This is a genomic window from Rhodococcus sp. NPDC060086, assembly GCF_042730275.1.
Lineage (GTDB): Bacteria > Actinomycetota > Actinomycetes > Mycobacteriales > Mycobacteriaceae > Rhodococcus.
The window spans coordinates 274624-300508 of record NZ_JBHWWZ010000001.1 but is presented as its reverse complement, the minus strand read 5'-3'; the positions used below and the strand labels follow the sequence as shown (position 1 = coordinate 300508).

Annotated in this window: 29 protein-coding genes; 25 read left to right on the top strand and 4 right to left on the bottom strand. The window is 65.9% G+C overall.

The annotated features are described in order from the left end of the window. The first annotated feature begins 1 nt into the window (after position 1). The 4 genes from ACFWB0_RS01455 (at position 2) to ACFWB0_RS01440 (ending at position 3689) form a co-directional block, all read left to right on the top strand. Positions 2-628, top strand: a complete 627-nt coding sequence (locus ACFWB0_RS01455) for a TetR/AcrR family transcriptional regulator (protein ID WP_378488617.1) — start codon at positions 2-4, stop codon at positions 626-628. A gap of 81 nt (positions 629-709) precedes the next feature. Continuing rightward, positions 710-1927: an acyl-CoA dehydrogenase family protein gene (locus ACFWB0_RS01450; protein ID WP_378488616.1), complete on the top strand. Its 1218-nt coding sequence runs from the start codon at positions 710-712 to the stop codon at positions 1925-1927. Further along, positions 1924-2955: a phosphotransferase family protein gene (locus tag ACFWB0_RS01445; RefSeq protein WP_378488615.1), complete on the top strand. Its 1032-nt coding sequence runs from the start codon at positions 1924-1926 to the stop codon at positions 2953-2955. The genes ACFWB0_RS01450 and ACFWB0_RS01445 overlap by 4 nt, the downstream gene beginning before the upstream one ends. After that, positions 2952-3689, top strand: coding sequence for an SDR family NAD(P)-dependent oxidoreductase (locus ACFWB0_RS01440; RefSeq protein ID WP_378488614.1), 738 nt, complete (start codon positions 2952-2954; stop codon positions 3687-3689). The genes ACFWB0_RS01445 and ACFWB0_RS01440 overlap by 4 nt, the downstream gene beginning before the upstream one ends. Before the next feature lie 19 nt (positions 3690-3708). Here ACFWB0_RS01440 and ACFWB0_RS01435 read toward each other — a convergent pair whose 3' ends face one another. Then, entirely contained in the window at positions 3709-4308 is a 600-nt protein-coding gene (locus ACFWB0_RS01435; RefSeq protein ID WP_378488613.1) for a ribulose 1,5-bisphosphate carboxylase large subunit, read from the bottom strand. A gap of 93 nt (positions 4309-4401) precedes the next feature. On the opposite strand from ACFWB0_RS01435, the gene ACFWB0_RS01430 reads away from it, so the two are divergent. Genes ACFWB0_RS01430 through ACFWB0_RS01415 form a run of 4 tightly spaced genes read left to right on the top strand, consistent with a single transcriptional unit; the run spans position 4402 to position 6872 of the window. Next, positions 4402-4905, top strand: a complete 504-nt coding sequence (locus ACFWB0_RS01430) for a methylated-DNA--[protein]-cysteine S-methyltransferase (RefSeq protein ID WP_378488612.1) — start codon at positions 4402-4404, stop codon at positions 4903-4905. After that, entirely contained in the window at positions 4886-5395 is a 510-nt protein-coding gene (locus ACFWB0_RS01425; RefSeq protein WP_378488611.1) for an RNA polymerase sigma factor, read from the top strand. The genes ACFWB0_RS01430 and ACFWB0_RS01425 overlap by 20 nt, the downstream gene beginning before the upstream one ends. 8 nt (positions 5396-5403) lie before the next feature. Continuing rightward, positions 5404-5979, top strand: a complete 576-nt coding sequence (locus ACFWB0_RS01420) for a methylated-DNA--[protein]-cysteine S-methyltransferase (protein ID WP_378488695.1) — start codon at positions 5404-5406, stop codon at positions 5977-5979. Then, positions 5976-6872 (top strand): DNA-3-methyladenine glycosylase family protein, encoded by an 897-nt coding sequence (locus ACFWB0_RS01415; RefSeq protein ID WP_378488610.1) that lies wholly within the window; start codon positions 5976-5978, stop codon positions 6870-6872. The genes ACFWB0_RS01420 and ACFWB0_RS01415 overlap by 4 nt, the downstream gene beginning before the upstream one ends. Here the strand turns inward: ACFWB0_RS01415 and ACFWB0_RS01410 are convergent. After that, complete coding sequence (locus ACFWB0_RS01410; protein WP_378488609.1) at positions 6824-8410, bottom strand: bifunctional 3'-5' exonuclease/DNA polymerase; 1587 nt, start codon at positions 8408-8410, stop codon at positions 6824-6826. The genes ACFWB0_RS01415 and ACFWB0_RS01410 overlap by 49 nt on opposite strands. Before the next feature lie 319 nt (positions 8411-8729). Between ACFWB0_RS01410 and ACFWB0_RS01405 the strand changes: the two genes are divergently transcribed. After that, positions 8730-9503 carry a CPBP family intramembrane glutamic endopeptidase gene (locus ACFWB0_RS01405; protein ID WP_378488694.1) on the top strand — a complete coding sequence of 258 codons (774 nt, stop codon included), beginning with the start codon at positions 8730-8732 and terminating at the stop codon, positions 9501-9503. A gap of 7 nt (positions 9504-9510) precedes the next feature. Here the strand turns inward: ACFWB0_RS01405 and ACFWB0_RS01400 are convergent, their stop codons facing one another. Then, entirely contained in the window at positions 9511-10854 is a 1344-nt protein-coding gene (locus ACFWB0_RS01400) for a YhgE/Pip domain-containing protein (RefSeq protein ID WP_378488608.1), read from the bottom strand. Positions 10855-10979: 125 nt separating this feature from the next. Here ACFWB0_RS01400 and ACFWB0_RS01395 point away from each other — a divergent pair, with 125 nt between their 5' ends. From ACFWB0_RS01395 to ACFWB0_RS01365, 7 genes are all read left to right on the top strand, one after another. Next, a complete protein-coding gene (locus ACFWB0_RS01395) occupies positions 10980-11594 on the top strand; it encodes a DUF4178 domain-containing protein (RefSeq protein ID WP_378488693.1) in 615 nt (204 codons plus the stop codon). After that, positions 11591-12097 (top strand): DUF2617 family protein, encoded by a 507-nt coding sequence (locus ACFWB0_RS01390; protein WP_378488607.1) that lies wholly within the window; start codon positions 11591-11593, stop codon positions 12095-12097. The genes ACFWB0_RS01395 and ACFWB0_RS01390 overlap by 4 nt, the downstream gene beginning before the upstream one ends. Then, positions 12085-12495, top strand: a complete 411-nt coding sequence (locus ACFWB0_RS01385; protein WP_378488606.1) for a DUF4247 domain-containing protein — start codon at positions 12085-12087, stop codon at positions 12493-12495. The genes ACFWB0_RS01390 and ACFWB0_RS01385 overlap by 13 nt, the downstream gene beginning before the upstream one ends. Positions 12496-12528: 33 nt before the next feature. Next, complete coding sequence (locus ACFWB0_RS01380) at positions 12529-12999, top strand: DUF350 domain-containing protein (protein WP_378488605.1); 471 nt, start codon at positions 12529-12531, stop codon at positions 12997-12999. 13 nt (positions 13000-13012) lie between these two features. Next, a complete protein-coding gene (locus ACFWB0_RS01375) occupies positions 13013-14578 on the top strand; it encodes a polyamine aminopropyltransferase (protein ID WP_378488604.1) in 1566 nt (521 codons plus the stop codon). A 70-nt stretch (positions 14579-14648) separates the two neighbouring features. Further along, positions 14649-14999: a PadR family transcriptional regulator gene (locus tag ACFWB0_RS01370; RefSeq protein ID WP_378488603.1), complete on the top strand. Its 351-nt coding sequence runs from the start codon at positions 14649-14651 to the stop codon at positions 14997-14999. Further along, entirely contained in the window at positions 14996-15940 is a 945-nt protein-coding gene (locus ACFWB0_RS01365) for a permease prefix domain 1-containing protein (RefSeq protein WP_378488602.1), read from the top strand. Before ACFWB0_RS01370 ends, ACFWB0_RS01365 begins: the two co-directional genes overlap by 4 nt. Before the next feature lie 98 nt (positions 15941-16038). Here ACFWB0_RS01365 and ACFWB0_RS01360 read toward each other — a convergent pair whose 3' ends face one another. Next, entirely contained in the window at positions 16039-16701 is a 663-nt protein-coding gene (locus ACFWB0_RS01360) for an IclR family transcriptional regulator (protein WP_378488601.1), read from the bottom strand. Between the two features lie 178 nt (positions 16702-16879). Here ACFWB0_RS01360 and ACFWB0_RS01355 point away from each other — a divergent pair, with 178 nt between their 5' ends. The 9 genes from ACFWB0_RS01355 to fahA all read left to right on the top strand — a co-directional run bounded on the left by ACFWB0_RS01355 (position 16880) and on the right by fahA (position 25849). Further along, positions 16880-17311 (top strand): nuclear transport factor 2 family protein, encoded by a 432-nt coding sequence (locus ACFWB0_RS01355; RefSeq protein ID WP_378488600.1) that lies wholly within the window; start codon positions 16880-16882, stop codon positions 17309-17311. 53 nt (positions 17312-17364) lie between these two features. After that, complete coding sequence (locus tag ACFWB0_RS01350) at positions 17365-18195, top strand: glucose 1-dehydrogenase (protein ID WP_330133604.1); 831 nt, start codon at positions 17365-17367, stop codon at positions 18193-18195. Next, entirely contained in the window at positions 18188-18985 is a 798-nt protein-coding gene (locus ACFWB0_RS01345) for an SDR family NAD(P)-dependent oxidoreductase (protein WP_378488599.1), read from the top strand. Before ACFWB0_RS01350 ends, ACFWB0_RS01345 begins: the two co-directional genes overlap by 8 nt. Beyond that, positions 18982-20442, top strand: a complete 1461-nt coding sequence (locus ACFWB0_RS01340; RefSeq protein ID WP_378488598.1) for an FAD-dependent oxidoreductase — start codon at positions 18982-18984, stop codon at positions 20440-20442. The genes ACFWB0_RS01345 and ACFWB0_RS01340 overlap by 4 nt, the downstream gene beginning before the upstream one ends. 35 nt (positions 20443-20477) lie before the next feature. After that, the gene (locus tag ACFWB0_RS01335; RefSeq protein ID WP_378488597.1) at positions 20478-21809 is read left to right on the top strand and encodes an MFS transporter; all 1332 of its coding nucleotides are present in this window, start codon (positions 20478-20480) and stop codon (positions 21807-21809) included. Positions 21810-21932: 123 nt separating this feature from the next. Further along, the gene (locus tag ACFWB0_RS01330) at positions 21933-22460 is read left to right on the top strand and encodes a MarR family winged helix-turn-helix transcriptional regulator (RefSeq protein ID WP_378488596.1); all 528 of its coding nucleotides are present in this window, start codon (positions 21933-21935) and stop codon (positions 22458-22460) included. A gap of 121 nt (positions 22461-22581) precedes the next feature. Beyond that, positions 22582-23781, top strand: a complete 1200-nt coding sequence (locus ACFWB0_RS01325; RefSeq protein WP_378488595.1) for a homogentisate 1,2-dioxygenase — start codon at positions 22582-22584, stop codon at positions 23779-23781. Next, a complete protein-coding gene (locus tag ACFWB0_RS01320) occupies positions 23778-24662 on the top strand; it encodes a hypothetical protein (RefSeq protein ID WP_378488594.1) in 885 nt (294 codons plus the stop codon). The genes ACFWB0_RS01325 and ACFWB0_RS01320 overlap by 4 nt, the downstream gene beginning before the upstream one ends. After that, entirely contained in the window at positions 24659-25849 is a 1191-nt protein-coding gene (fahA, locus tag ACFWB0_RS01315; protein ID WP_378488593.1) for a fumarylacetoacetase, read from the top strand. The genes ACFWB0_RS01320 and fahA overlap by 4 nt, the downstream gene beginning before the upstream one ends. Positions 25850-25885 lie beyond the last annotated feature (36 nt).

Here is a 25885-nt window from a genome sequence, read left to right as displayed (position 1 = left end):
CATGGACACGCGTGAGGATCAGGTCTCCGGCGACGCCGGGTCGTGGCGACACTACGGCCCGGTGTCATTGCCGAAACCCCTGGCTGCGGCGCTCGACGCGTTCGCCGAGCGTGGTTACGACGGCACGTCGATCCGGGAGGTCGCTGCGCGCGCGGGACTCTCCGTGCCCGGTCTTTATCACCATTACCCGTCGAAGCAGGCGCTCCTGGTGTCGCTGACGACGGCGGTCATGAACGACCTGCTGGACCGCAGTCGACGGGCTCTCGCCGAAGCAGGCCCGAGCCCGTCCGAGCGGTTCGACGCGGTGGTGGAGTCGCTGCTGCGCTTCCACATGTTCCGCCGCGACCAAGCCTTCGTTGCGTCCACGGAGATGCGCAGCATGGAGCCGGAGAGCCGCGAGGCATACGTCGCGCTGCGTGACGAACAGCAGCGCATGATCGACGAGATCATCGAGGCAGGTGTCGAGTCGGGCGAGTTCACCACGCCGTTTCCCAAGGATGCGGGACGTGCGGTGGCCACGATGTGCATCGGGGTGGCCGATTGGTATCGCCCGAACGGCTCGCTCACGCCCGATGAACTCGTCGAGCGGAACCTCGCTATCGCACGCAGTGCGGTGGGAGCGCGCTGACTCCTCTTGACCGCACGGGCGGGGTGTGTCACGGTATCCATAACCGAGCGATCGTTCGGTCGGTGTGGAGAGGAAGTGATCATGGCAGTCGATCTGTCGTATTCGGATCAGGTAACCGGCCTGGTCGCGAAGACCGAAGCATTCATCCGCGACCACGTGTTGCCCATCGAAGACGCCAACGGTGGTGACATCACAGCGGCCGGAGGCGATGCCATCCGCATCGAACTGCAGAAGGCCGCCAAGGACGCCGGGGTCTTCGCGCCCCACGCTCCCATCGAGTACGGCGGACACGGCCTCGATATGTCCAACCGCGCGCCCGTATTCGAAGCCGCCGGTTACTCGCTCTTCGGCCCCACCGCGCTGAATATCGCCGCACCCGACGAAGGCAACGTGCACATGCTCGCGCACATCGCGAGCAACGAGCAGAAACAGCAGTTTCTCGCCCCACTCGCGGCAGGCGACATGCGTTCCGCATTCGCGATGACCGAACCCGCACCCGGCGCAGGCGCCGACCCCAACGCGCTCAACACACTTGCCGAGAAGGCGCCGGGCGGTTGGAAGATCAACGGTCGCAAGCACTTCATCACCGGCGCCGACGGTGCCGGCTTCTTCATCATCATGGCTCGCACCTCCGGCGAACCCGGCCGGCGCGGCGGAGCCACCATGTTCCTCGCACCCGCGGATACCCCGGGTCTGACGGTCGGCCGGCACATCGGCACTCTCGACAGGTCGATGCTCGGCGGACACTGCGTGGTCGACTTCGAAGACCTTTTCGTCCCCGACTCCGCGGTGCTCGGTGAAGTCGACCAAGGCTTCGCATACGCGCAGGTCCGTCTGGGCCCCGCCCGCATGACCCACGTGATGCGCTGGCTCGGTGCCGCACGTCGCGGCCACGACGTCGCCGTCGACTACGTCTCCGAGCGCGAGGGCTTCGGATCGAAACTCGGCGACCTCGGCATGATCCAGAAGATGGTCGCCGACAACGAAATCGATATCGCCGCTACCCGCGCTCTACTCACACAGGCGTGCTGGGAGCTCGACCAGGGCTCGCACGCCGCCAACGCCACGTCCATCGCAAAGACGTTCGCCGCCGAGGCGATCTTCCGGATCGTCGACCGATCGGTGCAGATGTGCGGCGGCCTCGGTGTGTCCGAAGACCTTCCGCTCGCACGCCTCTCGCGTGAGGTGCGTCCGTTCCGCGTGTACGACGGACCGTCCGAGGTGCACCGCTGGGCCATCGCCAAGCGCACCGTCGGTGCTGCTCGTAAGGCTGCTGCAGCGAAGGCGGCCCGGTCGTGACCGTAGTCGAGCACGAGGGCCTGGATCTTCCTGCTCTCCAGCGTTTCCTGTCGGAATCCGGAGTCGGTGTCGACGGTGAGCTCCGCGCGGAACTCATCTCCGGCGGCAAATCGAACCTCACCTACGGAATCTTCGACGACACGTCGAAATGGGTTCTCCGCCGCCCCCCCACCGCGGGACTGACACCCTCCGCACACGACGTGGCGCGCGAATTCCGCATCACCTCGGCGCTGCAGGACAGCGGAGTCCCGGTCGCGGGTACGGTCGCGCTGTGCGAGGACGACGCAGTGATGGGCGCACCCTTCACTGTCGTCGAGCACATCGACGGCCGCGTCATCCGCAGCAAGGACGACCTCGACACCCTGACCGACGACGAGATCACCCGCTGCACCGATGAACTCGTCCGCATCATCGCCGCGCTGCACAACGTCGACTTCGCCGCGGTCGGCCTGGGCGAACTCGGTCGCCCCGATGGATACGTCACACGGCAGGTGAAGTTGTGGGCGAGCCAGTGGGGCCGGGTCAAGACCCGTGAACTTCCGGATCTCGAACGACTGCATGCGACGCTCGCCGATTCGATTCCCGAATCGCCTGCGCCGTCGATCGTGCACGGCGACTACCGCATCGACAACACCATCCTGGACAAGAACGACGCGAGCAAAGTTGCCGCAGTGGTCGATTGGGAACTGTCCACGCTCGGCGATCCTCTCACCGACCTTGCACTGATGTGCGTGTATCGCCATCCCGCACTCGACGATGTGCTCGGCTTCCCGGCTGCGTGGACGAGTTCCCGCTTGCCTGCCAACGACGATCTGGTCCAGCGATACGCGGTGGCGTCGGGTCGCGACATCGCACACTGGGACTTCTACATGGGTCTCGCGTACTTCAAACTCGCCGTGATCGCCGAGGGTATCAACCACCGGTGGCGCGTCGGCGCGACCATCGGTGACGGTTTCGACAAAGCAGGAGAAGCGGTTCCGGCACTCGTCGCAGCCGGCCTCGATGCAGTGAAGGGAGCGGCCTCGTGACCTCGAGTGCACTGGTGACCGGAGCGTCGCGCGGCATCGGTTTCGGTGTCGCGCTGAGGCTCGCCGAGCAGGGCTACGCCCTGACGATCTCGGCGCGCGGCGAGGAGCGGCTCGAGAAGGCCGCCACACAACTGCGTGAGGCGGGTGCCTCGGAGGTACGCGCAATCGCTGCGGATCTCGCCGACCCCGAAGCAGCCGCACAGGTCGTGGCGGCGCACGAAGAATCGTTCGGCGCGATGCGTGCGCTTATCCTCAACGCCGGCGTCGGCACCGCGGGTGCGATCGCCGACTTCCCGGCACGCCGCTTCGACAAGACGCTCGCGGTGAACCTTGCTGCACCGTTCGCGCTGCTCCAGTCGTCGCTACCGTTGCTGCGGGCGGCCGCGGCAGCCGACCCGGGCCGCGGCGCGAAGGTGGTGGCGTTGTCGTCCATCACCGGCGTGTACGCCGAGGCCGGGCTCGCGGCATACGGGGCGACGAAGGCCGCGCTGATCTCCCTGGTCGAGACCCTCAATCTCGAGGAATCCGGCAACGGGGTCTCCGCGTCGGCGATCGCGCCCGCCTACGTCGACACCGACATGTCCGGCTGGATCAAAGAGAAGATCCCCGCCGAGACGATGCTCGAGGTGAACGACGTCGTCGAATTGGTCGATGCGCTGCTCAAGTTGTCGTCGCGGGCGGTGCTGCCGAGGTTGGTGCTCAGCCGCGCGGGAGCGAGCTTGTACGAGGCCTGACGCCCCGCGGTTATGAGGGTCAGGCGTCCTGCACCTTGTCCTCGCCGCGGCGGAACAGGAAGTTGAAGCCGGGCATCCCGGTGACTGCCTGGCGCACGTCCTTGGCGACATCGAGCAGTTCGTGCAGTTCCGGTCCGACGGTCTCGAGGGTGGCGAGGACAGGCATCAGTCCGACCATCCGCTCGGACAGTTCCGGGAACTGGTCGAGCATCAGGATCGCCGCGTGTACTTCCTCTGGCGACAGTTCGTCGATGAACTGCGACGCCAGCGGTGCTGCCTGCTTGGCGAGCGGTGCGTACGTATCGAGGAGTTCACCTGCGACGGCAGTGCTGGTACCCGCCGACTCGATGACCTGCTTCGCGTGAGCAGCGGTACCCGCGGCTTCTTCGACGACCTGCGTCGTCGACTCGATCACTGCGGCCGCACGAGAGACGGCTGCGGCAGCGTCGGTGACGACGCCGTCCACTCGTGCCACAAGTGTTTCTGCGGTGTCGAGGAGGGCTTCGACCCGTCCGGGAACCGACACGGCGAACAGGACGGTGTCGACGGTGCGGTCGACGAGAGCGCGGGCCACACCCGTGACCGGTCCGACGAGGGGCAATGCGGGCAGCGGGATCATCCGCTCATAGTGCAGGAACGAGCCACCTCACGTTTTCACCGCCCCGTGCGTCTACCTCATGTAGACCTTGCACCGGATGGAAGGATCGAAGCCGTGACCGCATCGCGCACCCACATCGTGATCGGCTCGCCGATCGGCGAGCTGACCCTCGTGAACACCGACGACGTGCTGTCGGGCCTGTACATGGCCGATCACCACCCCGCACCTGATCGCGACAGTTTCGGGCCGCAGACGGCGGAGGGGTTCGAGGAGGCAATCGACCAGCTCCGCGAGTACTTCGACGGCGCACGGACGACGTTCACGGTCCCGCTTGCCCCGGTCGGCACCGAATTCCAGCACACGGTGTGGTCCGCCCTTCGGGCCATCGAATTCGGAACCACGTCGACTTACGGGGAGGTGGCAGCCGCGATCGGCCGACCCACCGCGGTCCGGGCAGTCGCCGCCGCCAACGCCCGGAATCCTCTGAGCATCGTTGTTCCGTGCCATCGCGTCATCGGGAGCAGCGGCAGGCTCACCGGGTACGCCGGGGGAGTCGAGCGCAAACAGTTTCTTCTCGAGCAGGAGGCGCGGATCGCCCATGCCCCCACGCCGGCCTGATGCGCACCTGCCACCGTTCGAGCGGGTCGTCGCCGACCACGGCCCGACGGTGCTCCGGGTATGCCGCGCCATGCTCAGCGCTGCCGACGCCGACGACGCGTGGTCGGAGACGTTCCTCGCTGCTCTGCGGGCCTATCCGGAGCTGAAGCCGGGTGCCAACATCGAGGCGTGGCTCGTGACCATTGCGCATCGCAAGGCCATCGACGTCCACCGCGTGCACGAGCGAACACCGGTGCCCACTGAGGCGCTGCCCGAGCGCGCATCGACCACCGACCTCCCCGGCACCGGCGACGACGAACTGTGGAGTGAGGTCGCGGCACTGCCGTTCACCCAGCGGGCCGCGCTCGTCTACCACTACCTCGGCGGATTGCCGTACGCGGAGATCGGTGAACTCCTCGGCAACACCGCAGAAGCCGCGCGCCGCGCCGCCTCCGACGGGCGTGCAGCGTTGCGTCGTCGCTACAGCACAGAGACAGGGAGCGTGAAATGACCTTTCCGATGCCACCGGTCTCGACACCCGACCTCGCATGGCTACATCAGCGGCTCACGATCGATGCCGAAGCTGCCGGCCTCCTCGATGTCGCGTACCGAATCCTCGACACCCCCGTCGGACCGCTGCTGCTCGCGGCAACCGAGGCGGGACTCGTGAGGGTGGCGTATGTCGTCGACAGCCTGGACGACGTGCTCGACGAACTCGCCGCGCGGATCAGCCCTCGGATCCTCGAAGCCCCGGCACGGCTCGACGCCGCGGCAGCTCAGCTCGACGAGTACTTCGAGGGCGCTCGATCGTCGTTCGATCTGCCTCTCGATCTCAGGCTCGCGACCGGGTTCCGTCGCGACGTGATCACGCACCTACCCGACATTGCTTACGGGCACACGGCCAGTTACGCGGAGGTCGCGGCGGCGGCAGGTAGCCCCAGGGCTGTGCGCGCAGTGGGTACCGCATGCGCGAAAAACCCTCTACCCGTGATTGTTCCTTGCCACCGGGTAGTGCGCAGCGACGGTGGGATCGGGCAGTACGTGGGCGGTGTCGAGGCGAAACGGATCCTGCTGAGTCTCGAGACCGCAGCATGACCACCCTGCGATTGCCGTTGACACCGCCGTTCGCTGCGCAGGCGATGCTCGACGCTCTGCGGAGTCACACCGTCGCAGGACACGAACGGCACAACGCTCAGAGCGGTACCCACAGCCGTGCGGTCCGGGGTCGTGGAGGTCCCGCGGTCGTGTCGGTGACGTTCGAGAACGATCCGGAACCCGCGCACATCACTGCGCGGATCGATGCCACCGATGATCGAGATGTTCCCGAACTCGAACGGTCTATCACCGCCTGGCTCGACCTCGACGCCGAACCGGCCGCGATCGACGCGGTGCTGGGCACAGACCCCTTGCTCGCGCCGTTCGTGTCGGCGAGGCCCGGTCTGCGTGTCCTCGGTGCCACCGACTGGTTCGCCACCGCCGTGCAGACAGTGCTCGGACAACAGGTGAGCCTCGCGGCGGCCTCGACGTTCGCATCGAGACTCGTTGCAGCATATGGTGAACCCGCGCCAGATGGGTTGCGGTGTTTCCCCACGCCGCAGCGTCTCGCGGCTGCGGATCCGGACGAACTGAAGGCGACGGTGCGGGTCACGCGTGCGCGCGCCCGGACGGTGCACGCACTCGCGACCGCCGCGGCCGACGGGCTCGACGCGACGCGGACCGCCGACTTCCGAACAGAACTGCTGGCCCTGCCGGGAATCGGACCGTGGACCGTCGACTACCTGTCGTTGCGCGCACTCGGCGATCGCGACGCGTATCCCTCCGGCGACCTGGTGCTGCGCCGAGCGTTGGGCGGCGTCACCGCCGGTGAGGCGACCGCGCGCGCCGAAGCCTGGCGGCCGTGGCGCGCCTACGCCGTGTCGCACCTGTGGACGCACGCGGCCTATACGCCGTCCCGCACATCCTCGTCGTCCGACTCGTCGTCGGCGTAACAGGCGCGGACCGACGTCGACATGGGAAACCGGACGTCGGTCGCGCCGAACATCAACCGAGTTGCCGCCTCGACCGACGCCTCGATGTGCGCGGCCGCGGCATCGGCATTACGGGTGTGCACCACGACCTCATCGTGCTGGAAGAACACCAGTTCGCCGTCGCGGCCATTCGGTGCCGCCGCGAGCCTGCGTCGCAGTTCGGCTAGCACACACAGCGCCCACTCCGCGGCCGTGGCCTGGACGACGAAATTGCGGGTAAAACGTCCGCGTGCACGCACGTCGCCGTGCGAAAGGAATCCGGGTTCGGCCGGTGGGCAGGCTCGCCCGAGCCACGAGTGCACGACCTCCCCGCGCTCCCCGGCGCGGGCTGCGCGTTCGACGAATTCGACCGCGTCGGGAAAGCTCCTCCGCAGCACCGTCAGCAGGGCACGGGAATCACCGGACGTCGCGCCGTACAGCACACCGAGCACCGCGACCTTCGCTTTCGCGCGATCTCCACCGAACGCTGTTGCCGCGACCGGTGCGTACAGGTCGTCGCTGCCCGCGGCCGCGACCATGCGGGGATCTCCCGACATGGCGGCGAGGATGCGAGGTTCGAGCTGCCCGGCGTCGGCGATGACGAAGGTGTGCCCGGGATCGGCGAGCACGCTCGATCGCAATGCCTTGGGGATCTGCAGGGCACCACCACCACGGCTTGCCCACCGCCCGGAGACCACTGCGCCCGGCACGTACACGGGACGGAAGCGGTCGTCGTGAACCCAGGTGTCGAGCCAACTCCACCCGTTGGTGCTGTACAGCTTCGACAGGTCGCGGTGCCGCAACAACAACGGCACTGCGGGATGGTCGAGTTCGCTCAGTACATGTTTACGCGTCGACGTCAGTTCGATGCCTTCGCGACGAAACGCGTCGAGAACTTCGACGTGCGAGGCCGGGTTCACCGGCCGACCGAAAACGGCCTGAATCTCCGCGATCACCTCGGCGATCCGCGGCGGCTGCTCGTACCCGAGAGGGCGTCGGCCGAGGGTGCGCTCGAGCAGGGCGCGGTGTGCGGCGGCGGAGAACGGTAATCCGTCGAAACCCATTTCGGCGGCGGCGAGTGTCCCCGCGGATTCGGCTGCCACAAGCAGATCGAGACGACGATCGGCGGCCATACGACGCCGCTGCTCGGCGAAGCGTTCGACCACGGTGCCGATGTCGACGGCAGGCGCCGCGTCGAAGAGTCCCGGTCGCTCGTCTGCGGGCTCTTCGATGGGGTCCGGGGGGATCCCGTCCCGCGTATTCAGGATTGCTGCGGTGGTCGCGAGGTCGTGGCACCGCCCTACCCGCACGCCGGCGCGCAGCAGGTCGGGGTACACGGTTGCAGTGGAGGTCCACACCCAGCGTGGGCTGCGGGACGATTCGAGTTCCGCGACGGTCGCGGCGAGATCGCGGCACTCCCGGATGTCGCCCACCGGGGCTTCCGCATCGTCGAGCAGAGCAATCGCGCCCCCGCGCACGTCCCCGCTATCGGAAGGGTGGGGAACGACGACGACACGCATCGGTTCAGGGTACGGAGCAGTGGGAGACCCCGGTCCTTCAGGCTCGAAAGGACGGCACTTCCCGTCAGTGGTCGTGGTTTCGGTCGGTCCGAGCAGGCCGATCGACAGTGACCGGAGATCGGCTACGCTGACCGCCGCAGTACGGCAATCGGTATCCACATCGCGAGGAGAAGCCACATTGTGCGATCGAAACGATATGGGTGATCGATCGGTCCCTCAGGTTCGTTCCTCCAGTGACAGAAGCCGAGCGGAGTCTGCGACGAACACGGCACCCGCCCGGACGCGCTCGGCCGGTTCCCGTTTCTTCGAACTTCCCTTGGTGTGGGTTTCGGTCGGAATCGTCGGCATCGCCGTGGTATCGGCGCTGACTGCACAGGGCATGGTGCTGCCGATCGCGGGCGCGGTGGTCGCGGTGGCGGTCTACTGGGCGGTCATGCGGTATGTCGCCCACAGAGCAGCTCCGGAGATCGGGCGTGCACGGGCCGGGAGGCTCGCTCTGCTGGGTGGTGTCATCGGTTTCGGGTTCGTTGCCGTGTCGATGCTCGCCGTGGTCACCGAATTCTCCTTCACCGCCAATTCCGGAGACACCTTCCACATCATTGCCGGCATTGCCGCAGTTTCGATCGGTGCTGCCGTCGCCGAGGAACTGATCTTTCGTGGACTCTTGTTGCAGGCGCTGGAACGACTCTGCGGCAGCTGGGTTGCCCTGGCGATCACCGCGTTGCTCTTCGGAGGCCTGCATCTGGCCAACCCCGGCGCCACGCTGTGGAGTTCGTTCGCGATCGCTGTGGAGGCGGGAGTCCTGCTCGGAGCCGCGTTCCTGTGGAAGCGCAATATCTGGCTGGTCGTCGGCCTTCACTTCACGTGGAACACCACTATCGGCCTGATCGGCATCCCTGTCTCCGGCCACCCGTCGTCCGGCCTGCTGATCACCACTCCGACGGGGCCGACCCTGCTCACCGGCGGCGACTTCGGCCTGGAAGCGTCGATCGTCCCGGTCGTGGTCAGCGTGCTCTTGGCCATCCCCATGCTCGTTGCCGCCCACCGCCGCGGCAACATTGTGCCTTTTCGTCGCAACCAGCGCGTGGGGTAGCGACCGTTCAGGGCCGAGTAGCCGACTCGCTGCTCTCGGAGACCGCGGGCAATTCGGTGGAGCGGTGGAATCCACGACGGTCGTACAGCCACGTCACGATGGCACCGAGCAGTACGCCGACGGCGAGACCCACGAAGGTCATCGCGACACCGTGCGTCAGTCCTGCGGCGCCGTGTCCGTCGAAGTAGAGGATCGCGCGGGTTGCGATGTAGATCTGATGCATCGGCTCGAATGTCGACAGCCACTCGAACATCTTGGGCATTGCCTCGATCGGCACCGTGCCGCCCGACGACGGCAGCCCGAGCACGATGAAGATGAACAGGTTCACGAGCAGGCCTGCGGATCCGAACACGGACATCATCGACACCGAGGTGACGCCCACGGCGGTGATCGCGAGTGCTCCGTATTCCCACATCAGCAGGGCGCGCGGTACGGGCATGCCGAGGGCTGTCCCGATCCACAGGTAGAGCGCCGACACGATCAGCGACAGCACGATGATGATTCCCCACTTGATGAACAGCACCGTCAACCGGGACATACGGGTGGTCTCCCTGTTGATGTAGAGGGGACCGTATTCGGTGGGGATGAAGCCGAGAGCAGTGTCGACGAGGGTATTGACGATCGTGGCGCCGGTGAATCCCGCGAGGATCAGCAGCAGCGTGAAATAGAAGGCAGACAGGCCGGCGCCGGTTCCGTCGGGGAGTGGTTTGTGCTCGACGTTCAGAACGTTGATCGGCTCCTCGAGCGTGAGCAGACTCCCGCCGGACAACTGCAGATCCGGTGCGGTTTCGGCGAGGGTGTTCGTGACCTGGGCGGTGAGCTGTTCCCCCACCGTGTTGTTGACCTCGGTCATGGCGGTGTCGCCGATGACGTCGACGATGCCGGTCGAGAACGTGCCGGTGCGGGGGTTGGAATAGACCGTGATGATCGGTTTCTCGATGTCGCCGGGCACGACGCTGCCCTGCGCGAGAATCGAGGTGCGTTTGGTGAAATCGCTGGGAATCACGATTGCGCCGTACAACGACCCGTTGTCGAGTCCCGAATTGGCCGCCGAGATGCCCATCTCCTGCATGTCGATCTGTGCAGGGTCGATGCCGTCCAGGATCGCGGCGGTGATCTCGGTCCCGAGGTTCCGTGGTTCGTCATCACCCGGCATCACGTCCCCGATGTCCTGGTTGACGATCGCCATCGGGAAGTCGCGCAGGTTCTCGGTCGGATTGACCATGCTGGCCAGATAGAAGTACGCGAGCGCAGACATCACCGCGGCCACAACGACGAGCGGTGCGAGCCAGAATCGAGGGCCGCGCAATGTGCCGCGGTGGGGATCGGGCGCGATATCGGTTGAACTCACCCATTGATTGTGCACATGCGTGTGCGGATTCGTACCCGGCCGACGCAGGTAAGTGCTCGAGCGCACGACGACGGGACGGCTGGGGCAGAGCTCACGTGGGCCGGTAGGGTCGACCCAACGGAAAAATTGCCGACCCGGGGTACTCGATGACCGAAGTCCTGCTTGTCCTGCTGATCGTGGCTGTCGTCGTAGCGGTTGTCGTGCTGGTGGTCCGCACCCGCAAACCCGCTGCCCCGTCTGTCCGGGTCGATCCGCTCGCCGACTATCCGGAAGTGTGGGATCCCTACAAGATCGGTGTCGGCGACATCATCACGTACGCGGGTATCGACCACGTGGTGCGCGGCACGCTGACCCTCGACGAAGAAGGTTATCGCTGGTACGAGCATCTGCTCGACGGGTCGACCGGCCGACGTTGGCTCACCGTCGAGAACGACGAGGGTGAACTCGAGATGGTCCTGTGGATGCGACGCGAGGGTACCGCCCTCGAACCCGGCGGCGATGTCGTCCTCGACGATCGTGTGCACCGCCAACTCGAAGCAGGAACCGCCCGATTCACCGCAGAAGGGACAACCGGTACGGCCCCGAACGGAACCATGGATTACGCCGATTACGCGACGGCGGACCGCACCGGTCTGCTTGCGTTCGAGCGGTGGTCGCGAGGTGGATCGTGGGAGGTGTCTACGGGACGTGCGGTGACGCGCAGCGAACTGACCGTCATCCATGCGGGACCTCCGCAATGAGTGTGCACGTACTCGACATCGCCCCGCGTGATGTCTCTGCTGCGGCATTGGGGTTGGTGCTCGACGCCCCCGCGCCCGCACCGCTCGTGTCCGTGCAGCTGACCGATTCCGTCGCGGGCACCCTCACCCTCGGTGTGCTCGGAGCCTCGCACGTGGTCACCGCCGAATCGGGCGAACACACGCTCACCGAACAAGTTTCATGCGACGCCGTCGACGCGGGCGGTCGTCTGCTGCCCGACAGCGAAGACCGCGACGGCTATCGCTTCCGGAGCCGAGCCACCACGGTGCAGCGCGACGAACTGGCACAGAAAGCCGCGGGACTCCGCGACACGGCGTCGTCCGAGCACGGTTGGCTGTGTGCGGGATTCCCGGGCGACGGCGACGCACTCACCGTCCTCAGTGGAGCAGTAGATTCCGGCGAATGGCATTGGCGTACTTGGCATCTCTATCCGTGCGGCGATGTGGGTGTGATCGTGGAGACGGAAAGCCGGTGGCGGCCGTGAGGCGAATCGTTGCAGGCTTCATGCTCGGGGTCGCGCTACTGATCACCGCAGCGTGTGGGAGTCAGGCACGCGACCACATCGTCGACACCTACGAACACCGCGGCACGTCGGGCGATATCGACACCTACTACTCGCCTGATCCGGTGGGAACCACGGTCTCCCGGATCGTCGCGGCGGACCAACCCGCGGCGCGACAGGCGGACGGCGGAAGAGAATATCTCCGGTACGACGACGACATCGTCACGGTCGGGGCTGCGCCGGAGGGCGGCAGCACCATTACCGTCGAAGATCTAGACGGCCGCTACAGCAGCGGCGGGTTCGTGTTCCTCGGGCCGGGCTTCACACCGGGTTCGCCGGCCGCCGGAAACACCTCCGGTGGCTCGGGGAGCGCGAAATGACGAACGAACTCACCAGATCGGAACCCTGAGACTATGACCGTCACCTTGCTGGCAGCCGACCTCGAGATCGGCACCGTCGACCCGTCCCTGCTCCTGCAGGGGGTGGTGGCGACGCTGATCTACTTCGTCATCGGCGTCGGCGTGCTGGCCCTCGGATTCACGGTGCTCGATGGTCTGACTCCCGGGAACCTGCGCCATCAGGTGTATGTGGACCACAATCCCAACGCCGCGTTGTTGCTCGGCGCGAATCACCTCGCGCTGGCCATCATCGTGGTGACCGCGATCGCCACCAGTGCCGACGGATTCGCGCAGGGGATAACCGACTCGCTCGTCTACGGCCTGATCGGCGTGCTGCTGCAGGCAGCGGCGTTGCTCATCATGAACCGCGTGTTGCCGGGACAGATCACGGAACTCGTCTCCGAGCCTCGCATGAACGGTGCCGCATGGGCTGTGGCGGTCACGTTGCTGTCGGTGGGGTTGGTCAACGCCGTCGCCCTGTCGTGACGGCTCTGATGCTGTGACTACGGTGACGACTCCGGACCTCGACTCGAGCGGCCCGGCTCTGGGACGTCGGACACGCGTGCTGTTGCTCGCGGCGGTGGCGGCGTGTGCCGCGTGCGGACTGGTGTACGAGCTTGCGCTGCTGACTCTGTCGGTGAGTTTGACCGGTGGTGGAATCACCGAGACCTCCCTGATCGTGGCGGGTTTCGTCGCCGCGCTCGGAGTGGGTGCGCTCGCCGCGAAGCCGTTGCTGCCCCATGCCGCGGCGGCATTCATCGGCGTCGAAGTTGCCCTCGGCCTGATCGGCGGGCTGAGCGCGACGGTGCTGTATGTGGCGTTCACGTTCGTCGGGTCGTCGACGTGGGTGCTCGTCGTCGCGACCGCCGCAATCGGGATGCTCGTGGGTGCCGAAGTGCCCCTGCTCATGACCTTGCTGCAGACCGGTCGCACCGCCGACGCCCGCGACACCGGCAAGGTGCTCGCCAATCTCAACGCGGCCGACTACGCGGGCGCATTGATCGGCGGTCTGGCGTGGCCGCTGCTGTTGCTGCCGGCAGCCGGGATGATCCGCGGCGCAGCACTGACCGGGATGGTGAACCTGGCTGCGGCGGCGATCGCAGCGTTGTTTCTGCTGCGGGGGCACCTGCGGCCGGCGACCCGGGCGTTGTCGCTGGTGGTGTTGCTGCTCGCCGCGACGGTACTGGCGATCCTGCTGATGCGTTCGTCCGATATCGAGACCACTTCGAGGCAGCGGCTTTACCCGGATCCCGTGGTGTATGCGGAGCGATCTCAGTATCAGGAGATCGTGCTCACCGAGCGCGGCGACGATATGCGCCTGTACCTCGACGGTGACCTGCAGTTCTCGAGCCGCGACGAGCACCGCTACACCGAATCGCTGGTATATCCGGCGCTCGCCCGCGACCCCGCCCGAGTCCTCGTTCTCGGGGGCGGCGACGGTCTCGCCGCGAGCGAGATCCTGCGCCATCCGCACGTGCAGGAGGTCGTGCAGGTGGAACTGGACCCGACGGTCCTCGACCTTGCGAACACCCGGCTGGTCGCGCTCAACGGTGGGGCGCTGCAGGACGACCGTGTGCAGGTGGTCGTCGCCGACGCATTCCGATGGTTGCGCGAGTACACCGGCCCCGGCTTCGACGCGATCGTCGTCGACATGCCCGACCCGGATACTCCCGCGCTGGGAAGGCTGTATTCGACGGAGTTCTACGGACTTACCGCAGCGGTGTTGAATCCCGACGGCCTGATGACGGTGCAGTCGGGCAGTCCGTTCTCGACCCCGGATGCGTACTGGCGGACGGTGTCGACGGTAGGGTCGGCGGGGCTGAGCACGACTCCGTATCACGTACATGTCCCGAGTTTCGGCGACTGGGGATTCACCCTCGCGCAGGCCGGCGCACCACCGACACCGGCTCTGTCGGTGAATGCCGCGCCGCGGAAGTTCCTCGACCCTGCGACCCTCGCTGCGGCATCGACGTTTCCACTCGATCGGCAGCCTCGCGAGATGGAGCCGTCGACGTTGGATCGGCCGCGGATCGTCGACGACCTCCGCCGCGGATACCAGTTCTGACAGCGATGTCTTTCCCGTTCGGTGCCTGTGTCTGTTGCGATAGTGTGTGACACACACTATCGTGTGACGTGTGATCGACCCCGAGATCTCCACCGGCCACGGCCAAGAAGTGCGACGAGGTTCCGTCGTCGTCGCAAGTCTCCTGATGCTGCGCACGCCCGGGTACGGTTACGGCTTGCTCGAAGCGCTGGCCAATGCGGGTATCGCCGTCGACGCCAACACTCTCTATCCGCTGTTGCGCCGCCTCGAAAAGCAAGGGCTGCTCACAAGTGAGTGGAACACCGACGAGGCGCGCCCACGCAAATTCTACCGGACCTCCACAGCGGGAGGCGAGTTGGCCGCGCTACTGCTCGATGAATGGATCGCACTCGGACGCAGCCTGCAGGCTATCGATTCTCTCACCGAAGGAGATGCGCGATGACGCTCACCGACCGTTACATCGCCACGACGTTGCGCAGAATTCCGACAGACAAACGCGACGACATCGACCGTGAACTGCGCGGCTCGATCGCAGACGCGGTTGATGCTCGCATCGACTCCGGTATCGATCCGGTCGCTGCCGAAACGGAGGTGCTCACCGAACTCGGAGACCCCGACCGTCTCGCAGCGGAATACGCAGGACGACCGCTGTACCTCATCGGACCCGAGCTCTACCTGGGCTGGCGCCGACTCCTCGCCGTCCTACTGTGGATCGCGCCGATTCCCGGCGTGGTCGTGCTTGCACTCGACGTCATCGAGGGTGGCGCGGTCGGTAGTGCGATCGCCTCCGGCATCTGGGTGACCGCGATCGTGGCAGTCCAGATCGTGTTCTGGACGACCCTGGTCTTCGCCGTCCTGGAACGGAACGGTCATCGTCAGCGCGACCTCGCCGGGGAATGGACCGTTGAGAGGCTGCCCGACACCGTGGGGGATCGTCAGATCCGGCTCAGCGATACCGTGTGGGCCGTCGCGTTCCAGATCTTCGTGATCGCGGCGGTGATCCTGCAACGCGATTTCACCGCATACCAGGACGCCGATGGTTCAACGATCCCGATTCTCGACCCGGAGCTGTGGTCGTTCTGGATTCCGGTACTCCTTGCTCTCACGGCACTCGGTGCGGTCCTCGAGATCGTCAAATATGCGGTCGGGCACTGGACGGTGTCGCTCGCTGCGGCCGTGACCGTCGTGAGCGTGTTGTTCACTGTTCCCCTGGTCTGGCTCGGCTCGACAGACCGACTGTTCGAGCCCGCATACTTCGAGGCGGCGTTCGGTGCGACCACCGAACCGATGCGCGTGGCCAACGTGGTCGTCATCGTCGTTGCCCTCGGAGTCGCAGCATGGGAGATCGGTGAAGGCTGGTGGAAGTTGTTGCGGACCCGGTAGTCCCGCTGCCGGCCGGCCGGGCTGCGATCCAGATCGACCAGCGGGGTGAGTCCGCCCGCCGACGCGATGACGCCGTCCAGTAGCGGCGAAGGGGCCGGTCAGTGCAGGAGATCTCCGAGAGATCTCGCTGCCGCCGCCACGGCGGCACCGATCCGTGCTTCGTCGGTGGCATCGAAGACCGAGACACCTACCGCTGCCTGAGTCCCGCCGAGGCGGCGGGGGACACCGGCGGAGATACCGATGGTGGTGGAGACGACTTCGCCCGCCGAGATCGCGTATCCGAGTCGACGTGCTCGGTCGACTTCTGGGCGCTCGTCGGCTGTCGGTGGCAGCGTCGACAGGATGGCCAGGCCCGCGGATCCGCGATTGACCGGATGGACCTGTCCGGGCCGAAAAGCGATGTGCACCTGTGCTCGTCGTGGTTCGACCACCATCATGGCGCGGACCGTCGTGTCCGATTCGCGGACGACGAGGTGGGCAGTTGCCTCCACCGTGTCGGCGAGTTCCTCGAGGATCGGTCGCGCGAGTGTGCGCAGATCCTGCTCGACCGATTCGGAGAGCGTGACCAGTCCGGCTCCCAGCGAGACCCGCTTGTACTCGTCGCGGCGGCACAGCCGATGAGCCTCGAGGGTTCGGATCAACCGATGGGCGACTGTCCGGTGGACCCCGATTCCCTCCGCGATGTCGCTGACCGACAGCCCGTTCGGGTGTGCTGCCAGCAGTTCGAGGATCTCGAGCCCGTTGTGCAAGGTCTTCGACATGCCTGAATCGGGTGCGACTCGTGGCACGTCCAGCCCCTGTATAGGCGCAGCCTCATCCTGCGTTTGGGTCATCTTTCCCGGTACCTCCTTGACGTCTGTGAACTGTAACACCTAGCATCATCATTAATCGCACACTGCGTGCGATTATCGCACACAACCACGGACGGTTTCATACGACATGGCACGTACGGACGACGATGTCGACGCAGCACTGCTTGCGCGGATCCACCAGCTCTACGGACGGCAGAGCCACCTCATCGACGGTGGCTTCGCGCGGGAATGGGCGCAGACGTTCACGCCCGACGGGGAGTTCTGCTCACCCAGCTACCCGGCGCCTGTCACCGGAACGGATGCGCTCGAGGCATTCGCCGGCCGTTTCTACGTCGGAGCGCGGGACGCCGGCGAGGTACATCGTCATGTGATCACCAACGTGGCCGTCGACCGGGTCGACGACGACACCCTGCGTGTCCGGGCGTATCTGCAGATCGTGGCCACCGCCCGTGGTGGTGCTTCACGTCTGGTTCGTTTCACCACCATCGGCGACCGCGTCGTCCGGCACGGCGACACGTGGCTCGTCGACCGCCGCACCGTCGCTCGCGACGACGCTTGAACGCTGCGTTGTTGTAAACCAATTTGTTTCGTACTTACGGAGGAATTTCCACGATGACCACTGATGCCCAGAACCCGGGTCGTACCGTCACCTCGCAGATCATCGCGCAGTACCCGGAAATGGCAGGCAAGGTCGCCGTCGTCACCGGAGCCGCACGCGGAATGGGGGCACAGTTCGCCCGTGGTCTCGCGTCGCGCGGCGTCAACGTCGTCGGTGGCGACATCAACGACGTCCAGATGAAGGAGACCGCCGAGCAGATCAACGCCGAGCTCGCAGCCGAGTCCCTCGCCGAGACTCCCGGCATCGTGGTCGGCGCGCGCATCGACGTCACCGATCCTGCCGAGCACGAGGCGCTCGCCCAGGTCGCGCTGCAGGAGTTCGGCTGGATCGACTTCTGGATCAACAACGCCGGCATCTTCCCGTTCGCGCTCGCCGACGAGATCTCGAAGGAGCAGATCGCAGCCACGCTCGACGTCAACGTCGAGGGCGTCCTCTTCGGTGCGCAGGCCGCAGCGCGGCACATGCAGCCGGGCAGCGCGATCGTCAACATGTCGTCGGTGTCGGCACTGCGCGTGCGCAAGGGACGCGGTGCCTACTGCGCGTCGAAGGCTGCCGTCGCGCATCTCACCGAGTCTCTCGCAGTCGAATTCGGCGACAAGGGAATTCGTGTCAACTCGATCGCTCCCGGCTACATCGACACCGAAATGACCCGGTGGGTGCAGGAGGATCCGGCAGCGCTGAAGCACGCACTCGACGTCGTGCCGCTGCACCGCCTGGGCTCGCCGGAAGAGGTCTTCGGTCCGCTGCTGTTCCTCCTGTCCGACAGCGCCCGCTACGTCACGGGACACTCGATCGCGGTCGACGGTGGCTCACGCCATGTCTGATCCGGTCCTGGAAACCGTGACGTACCCGTCGGTCGTTCTCGTCACGGGCGCGGCTACGGGTATGGGCGCCAACCACTCGCGGGTGCTCGCGGCCCGCGGTGTTCATGTGTGCCTGGCCGACGTGACGGACGCCTCCGCGGTCGTCGGGGAGATCGAAGCTGCAGGCGGTTCGGCGTCGGCTCACATGCTCGACGTCGCCGACTCGGCATCGTGGACCCGGGTGGTGGACGAGATCCGTTCTCAGCAGGGGACACTCGACGGACTGGTCAACAATGCCGGGATCTCGCGGCGGCTCGAGTTCATGGACACCCCGGACGACGTCTGGGAAGCCACGATGCGTATCAATCTGTTCGGTCCCTTCTATGGCATGAAAGCCGTTGCGCCCCTGATGCGCGACAGCGGCGGCGGATCCATCGTCAACATCTCCTCGATCTCCGGGCAGATCGGCTATTTCTCACCGGCCTACTCGTCGAGCAAGTGGGGAGTGCGGGGGTTGTCGAAATCGGCCGCAGGCAATTTCGCGAAGTGGGGCATCCGGGTCAACTCGGTGCATCCCGGACTCGTCGGAACCTCGCTGCTGGGCGGGGCGAACGCTTTCGTCGGCGCCGCTCTCGACAGCGTTCCGTTCGGGCGGATGGCGACGGTCGACGAAATCACCGACGCCGTCATGTTCCTGCTGTCCGACCGGTCCACGTACATGACCGGCAGCGAGGTCACCGTCGACGGCGGGATGACCTCCAACGGCCTCTACCACCGCATCATCGCGGAGACGGGAGATCAACTGTCATGAGCGACGACATCATCGACGTCGTGGTGATCGGCGGCGGCGGCGCGGGCCTCGCTGCGGCGGTGTCCGCTGCCGAAGCCGGCGCGAGCGTTCTGCTGTTCGAATCCGAAACCGAACTCGGCGGGTCGACGCAATTGTCGGCCGGATTGTTCACCGCCGCGGGCACCAGCGTGCAGGCCGGACTCGGCATCGAGGACTCCGCCGACAAGTTCTTCCAGCACTACATGGACCTCAATCACTGGATCCTCAACCCGGGACTGATCCGGGCGTTCTGCGAGAACGCAGGCCCGACCCTCGAATGGCTCCTCGAACTGGGTGTGGAGATCCCGGCGCGTCAATCGTCGAACGCCCACATGCCCGGTTTGTGCCAGGCCGGGGTCGAGGACGTGTGGCGCGGCCATGTGCCGAAGGATCAGGGATACGGGCTCGTGCAGACGCTCGACCGTGCCCGCCGCGCCCACGGCGTCGAGGCGATCCTCGCCACCCGGGTGCAGCGTCTGCTCGTCGAGGACGGTCGGGTCGTCGGTGTTGTGGCGGACGATATCGAGGTCCGTGCACACACCGTTGTCGTGGCGTCCGGCGGATTCGCACAGAGCCCGGAACTGCTCGAGCAGTACTACCCGTACCCTCTCGCCGCGGGCGAGTCGCTGTTCGTCGTCGCCGCACCAGGTAGCCGCGGCGATCACCTCCGGTTCGGTGAGCAGATCGGTTCCGCGGTCGTCGGCAAGGACTGGGGGTTGACCATGCCCACCGCCTACTTCCAGCGCTATCACCATTGGCAGGCCGGGTTCCCGCCCACATCGCGGATCTACGTCAACAAGGCCGGTCGCCGGTTCATGGACGAGGACGCGTCGTATGCGGTATCGGGCGGTCTCATGGACGCGCAGGCCGGGCCCGTCTGGGCGATCTTCGACGAGAAGGCCCGCACGGAACTTCCCACCGGTTACGCCGACTGGGACGCCGACCGCGTCGCGGCGGAAGCCGACGAGGGGCGCACAGTGCGCGCCGGCACCCTCGAAGAACTCGCAGGACTGATCGACGTGCCCGTCTCTGCGCTGGTAGCCACCGTGACGCGGTGGAATTTGCAGCTCCCGAACGGTACCGACGACGATTTCCTGCGCCACCGAACCCTTGCGAACAAGGGCTCGACCTCCGATCCGGACCCCGTCGCACAGGGGCCGTTCTACGCGGTGCGTATGCTGCCCGCCGAACTGGTCTGTACGCACGCGGGGCTCGAGATCAATCAGAACGCCGAAGTTCTCGACACGACCGGGAACGTCGTCCCCGGCCTGTATGCGGCCGGAGAGGCGGGAGCCGGGATCCTCGGCCTCCGCTACGTGGGTGGCGGTAACGCCGTCGCCAACGCATTGACCATGGGGCGCATCGCCGGCCGCAACGCGGCACGGGCATCCACCATCGGCTCCGCGCCGCCCGCAGAACTCGGGACAGCCGGCATCTGACGCCGGCCGACCCCTCGAACCAAAAAGGACACATCATGCTTGGATCCGACGCGGCCACCGCCGCGGAAAGGCCGCCGCAGGCAGACCCAGCACCGCAGAAGCAATCGACGGTCAAGGTCATCCGCGCGGCTGTTGTGGGCACCATCGTCGAGTACTACGACTTCGGTATCTACGGCTACATGGCAACCATGGTCGCCACCCTGTTCTTCGTCTCGGAAGACGAGACGGCTGCACTGCTGGGCACGTTCGCTGCCTTCGCGGTGGCGTTCTTCCTGCGTGTGCCGGGCGGCATCTTCTTCGGGCACATCGGCGACAAGTACGGGCGCAAGACCGCATTGTCATGGACCATTCTGTTGATGGTCGTGGCGACGGCGGCCATGGGCCTGATGCCCACCTACGCCACTCTGGGTGTGTGGGCGACCGTCCTGCTCGTGCTCGCGCGCTGCCTGCAGGGTTTCGCGGCCGGTGGTGAACTCGGCGGCGCCAATGCATTCGTCTCGGAATCCGCTCCCGCTCGCTGGCGGGCCACACAGACGTCGATGGTCAACTCCGGTACCTATCTCGGTTCGTTGGCGGCGTCGCTCGTCGCACTCGGGATCACATCGACGTTCTCCGAGGAGCAGATCCTGGAGTGGGCGTGGCGCATTCCGTTCCTGCTCAGCGTCGTGATCGGTGTGGTCGGCGTCTGGATCCGGAATCATCTCGAGGACACCCCGCAGTTCGAGGAGATGGCGGACAAGGGTGAGACGAAGAAGCTGCCCATCATGGAGTTGCTGAAGACCTCCGGTGGAAGCGTCGTCAAGATCGTTCTGCTCGGTGCGCTCATCGTCGGTGGCTACTACATCGCGTCCGTCTACGCGGCGACCTACCTGCAGACCGAAGGTGGGCAGACGTCGTCGGCGGCGTTCCTGTCCACGTCGCTCGCGCTCGTTCTCGGTGTGATCACGCTGCCCATCGCCGGATACATGGCCGACAAATACGGGCGCAAGCCGGTGCTGTTCACCGGTAGCGTGGCGTCGGCGGTGCTCGGCGTCCCGATGTTCATGTTGATGTCGGGCGGAACCCTGTGGCAGGCCGTTCTCGGTCAGTCCGTGCTGTTCATCTGTGTGTCGATCGTCAACGGGGCCTCCTTCGTCGTCTATGTCGAGATGCTGAAGGCATCGGTGCGGTACAGCGGCATCGCCCTCGGCAACAACGTCACGAACATGTGCCTCGGCGGCACCGCACCGTTCATCGCGACCTACCTGATCAATGTCACCGGTAACTCGCTGGCACCGGCCGGATACTTCGTATTCTGTGCCTTGCTCACGCTGGGCGCGGTCTTCTTCATCAAGGAGACCAAGGGTGTCGAGCTGCGGACCGACTGATCCCGACGGACCCTGCTCGAACGCCGGTGCCCATCGGGGCGCCGGCGTTCGGTGTTGCAGTGGTAATAAATGCATGGGTAATTAATGCATGAACAAGTTCTGCTCCTGCGGTACTGTGACCGCATGTCCGCACCCCGCGACCTCGACTACTGGTCCTTCGTCGAACTCGCGCAGGAGCGTCTGAACAGCAAGTTCGGCGACCATCACCGCAGCGCGACCGAAGTGTTGCTCACGTTGAACCGGGCGTCGGACATCGTCACCTACGACCTCGAATCGAGCGTGCACCGCCCGCGCGGGCGCTCGTGGTCGGCCTATCGCCTGATGTTCGTGATCTGGCTGGCCGGGCCCATCGAACCGAATGTCGCGGCGAGGCTGACCGGGATGAGTCGTGCGGCCGTGTCGAATCTCGCGAAACCGCTGGTCGAAGCCAATATTCTGGAGAAGACCCCCGTCAGCCACGATGCCCGCTCGGTGCAGCTGTCGCTGACCGAGGCCGGCGAGAAGGAAATCGTCGAGGCCTTCGGTGCGCAGAACGAACGCGAACTCGCGTGGGTGGACGTCCTCAGCGACGCTGAGCAGCAGATTCTCGTGATGTTGCTGAACAAGCTCATCACCAACCGCAGCCAGTTCGACGTGCGCGGGCGTAACTGATTCACGGCAATTTCAACCCTGTGGTTGCGCTCACGCTCTCGAGTTAGTTAATGTGTTTACTAACCCCGGCGGCGACAGAGACCCCGCGCAGCCCGATTCATCATTTCCGAGGAGCTGAACCATGGCTTTCTACCGACAGCTCGGCGTCATCCCGCCCAAGCGTCACACCCAGCACCGCGACGACAACGGCAACCTCTACTACGAGGAGCTGATGGGTGAGGAAGGCTTCTCGTCCGATTCCGCGCTGCTGTACCACAAGTACATTCCGTCGGCGATCGTCGAAGCCACCGAATGGGCGGTGCCGGATCAGTCCACGACTCCGAACCATCCGCTCAAGCCGCGGCATCTGAAGCTGCACGATCTGTTCCCGGAAAGCGTCTGGAACGACACCGACGTCGTCACCGGCCGCCGGATGATCCTCGGCAACCCCGACGTGCGCATCTCCTACGCCGTGTCCAAGAAGCCCTCGCCGCTCTACCGCAACGTGGTGGGCGACGAGATGGTCTACGTCGAGTCGGGCACCGCGAACGTCGAAACCGTGTTCGGCACCCTCGAAGCCAAGCCCGGCGACTACGTGCTGCTGCCGATGGCGACCACGCATCGCTGGGTTCCCACGGGCGACGAGCCGCTGCGTGCCTACACGATCGAGGCCAACAGCCACATCGTGCCGCCGAAGCGTTACCTGTCGAAGTTCGGCCAGTTCCTCGAGAACGCCCCGTTCTGCGAACGCGACCTGCACGGCCCCACCGAGCCGCTGATCGTCGAGGAAGAGAACGTCGAGGTGCTCGTCAAGCACCGCACCTCCCACGGCATCGTCGGTACCCGCTACCTCGTGCCGAACCACCCGTTCGACGTCGTCGGCTGGGACGGCTGCCTGTACCCGTACACGTTCTCGATCCACGACTACGAGCCCATCACCGGTCGCGTGCACCAGCCGCCGCCGGCGCACCAGTCGTTCGAGGGCAACAACTTCGTGATCTGCAACTTCGTGCCCCGCAAGGTCGACTACCACCCGCTGGCGATCCCGGTGCCGTACTACCACTCGAACGTCGACTCCGACGAGGTCATGTTCTACGTCGGTGGCGACTACGAAGCCCGCAAGGGTTCGGGCATCGCCCAGGGTTCCATCTCGGTGCACCCCGGTGGTCACGCTCACGGCCCGCAGCCCGGCGCGTACGAACGCAGCATCGGAGCGGAGTTCTTCGACGAACTCGCCGTCATGGTCGACACCTTCCGTCCCCTCGAACTCGGTGAAGGCGCCTTGGCGTGCGAGGACGACTCGTACGCTGGTAGCTGGAACCGCAACCGGGAGGCGAGGTGACCACCTTCGGGCCCCTGCTCACGCACCTGTGCGACGACGCCGCGCTCTTCCCGCCCGGCAATGCGCCGATCGCGGAGGCAGTCCCTGCGCACGCCGTCCACACCGATGCCGATCACGCACCACTCGTCGGTTCGTTCGTGTTCCCCGCCGGACGCCTCGGCGAGCTCGCCGAACTGCTCGAGCGGCAGCCCTACGCCGGTGAGCTCGAACTGAGCCTGACGGTGCCGGCAGGCACCGCCGCGGTTGCTCCGGCGCTGGCGAAGGCAGCGACACTCGATTCGGTGTCCGTCACCGCCCTCGAGATCGCGGTACCCGCGGAGCAAACCGTCGACGAACTCTTTGCCGACCTCGACGAGATCGCTTCGGCCGAACCGGAACTCGGAATCTTCGTCGAGGTGCCCCGCGACGAGCGCCGCTCCGAGATCCTGACTCGCCTGGCGGGGACGCCGTTCTCGGCGAAGTTCCGCACCGGCGGCATCGTCGCCGAGGCATACCCCGACGAAGCAGAACTTGCCGACGCGATCCGCACGGTTGTCGCGACGGATGTCCCGTTCAAGGCCACCGCCGGATTGCACCACGCGGTTCGCAACACCGACCCCGAAACCGGTTTCGAACAGCACGGTTTCCTGAACATCCTCGACGCGGTTGCCGTGGCACTCGACGGCGGCGACAATGCTGCAGTCGCGAATGCGCTCGCCGACCGCAACAGTGCGGCACTCGCGTCGCGCCTGAAAGAGCTGTCCGACGAGCGAGCCGCAGAGGTGCGCAGCCGGTTCCGTTCGTACGGCACCTGCAGCATCGCCGACCCGCTCACCGATCTGCTCGACCTCGGGCTCGCACCGTCGACCGTATCTCCGATCAGCGAAGGAAATCACGCATGACCACCATTGCAATCCCGGACGATTCGCTCTTCGGGCTCGACAACCTGCCCTACGGCATCTTCTCCACCGTCGACTCGGAGCCGCGTGTCGGTGTGCGGGTGGGCGATTCGGTCCTCGACCTGAGTCGCGTGTTCGAAGATGAGGTCGTCTTCGCCGAGCCGAGCCTCAACGCCTTCATGGCTCAGGGCCGTGCCCACTGGGACGAGGTGCGCGCCACCATCAAGCAGACGGTCGCCGGCGACGTAGCCGACAACGCCGTATTCCCGATCGCCGATGTCACGCTGCACATGCCGATCGAGGTCGCCGACTACGTCGACTTCTATGCGTCGGAGAATCACGCATCGAACCTGGGCCGTCTGTTCCGCCCCCAGAACCCCGACCCGCTCATGCCGAACTGGAAGCACCTGCCCGTCGGCTACCACGGTCGTTCGTCGACCGTCATCACGTCGGGTGCTGACATCGTCCGTCCGTGCGGTCAGCGCAAGGGCCCGAACGACGAAGCGCCTGTGTACGGCCCGTCGATCCGGCTCGACATCGAGGCCGAGATGGGCTTCATCGTCGGCGCAGGCTCGAAGATGGGTGAGCAGATCGCTCCGGACGAGTTCGCCGATCACTGCTTCGGCGCGGTGATCCTCAACGACTGGTCGGCCCGCGACATCCAGGCGTGGGAATACGTGCCGCTCGGACCGAACCTCGGCAAGTCGTTCGCGACGTCGATCTCGCCGTGGGTCGTGCCGCTCGCCGCGCTCGAAGCCGCGCGCATCGACACCCCGGTTCAGGATCCCGAGCCGCTCCCGTACCTGAAGGGCACCGAGAAGTGGGGCCTGGACATCGATCTCGCCGTCGAGTGGAACGGCCACGTCGTGTCGCGTCCGCCGTATGCGCAGATGTACTGGTCGCCCGCGCAGATGCTGGCGCACACCTCGGTCAACGGTGCCGCGACCCGCACCGGCGACCTGTTCGGCTCCGGCACCATCTCCGGTACGGAGAAGGATCAGCGCGGCGCATTCATCGAACTCACCTGGGGTGGAGCAGAACCCGTCCAGGTCGGTGACGAGACCCGTACCTTCCTCGAGGACGGCGACGAGATCTCCATCTCCGCTACCGCTCCGGGCCCGAACGGCTCGCGTATCGGTTTCGGCGAGGTGCGCAACCGCATCCTGCCTGCCACGGGAGACGCCAAGTAAGCAAGGTCTTCGCTACTGCGGCCGACGCGGTCGCCG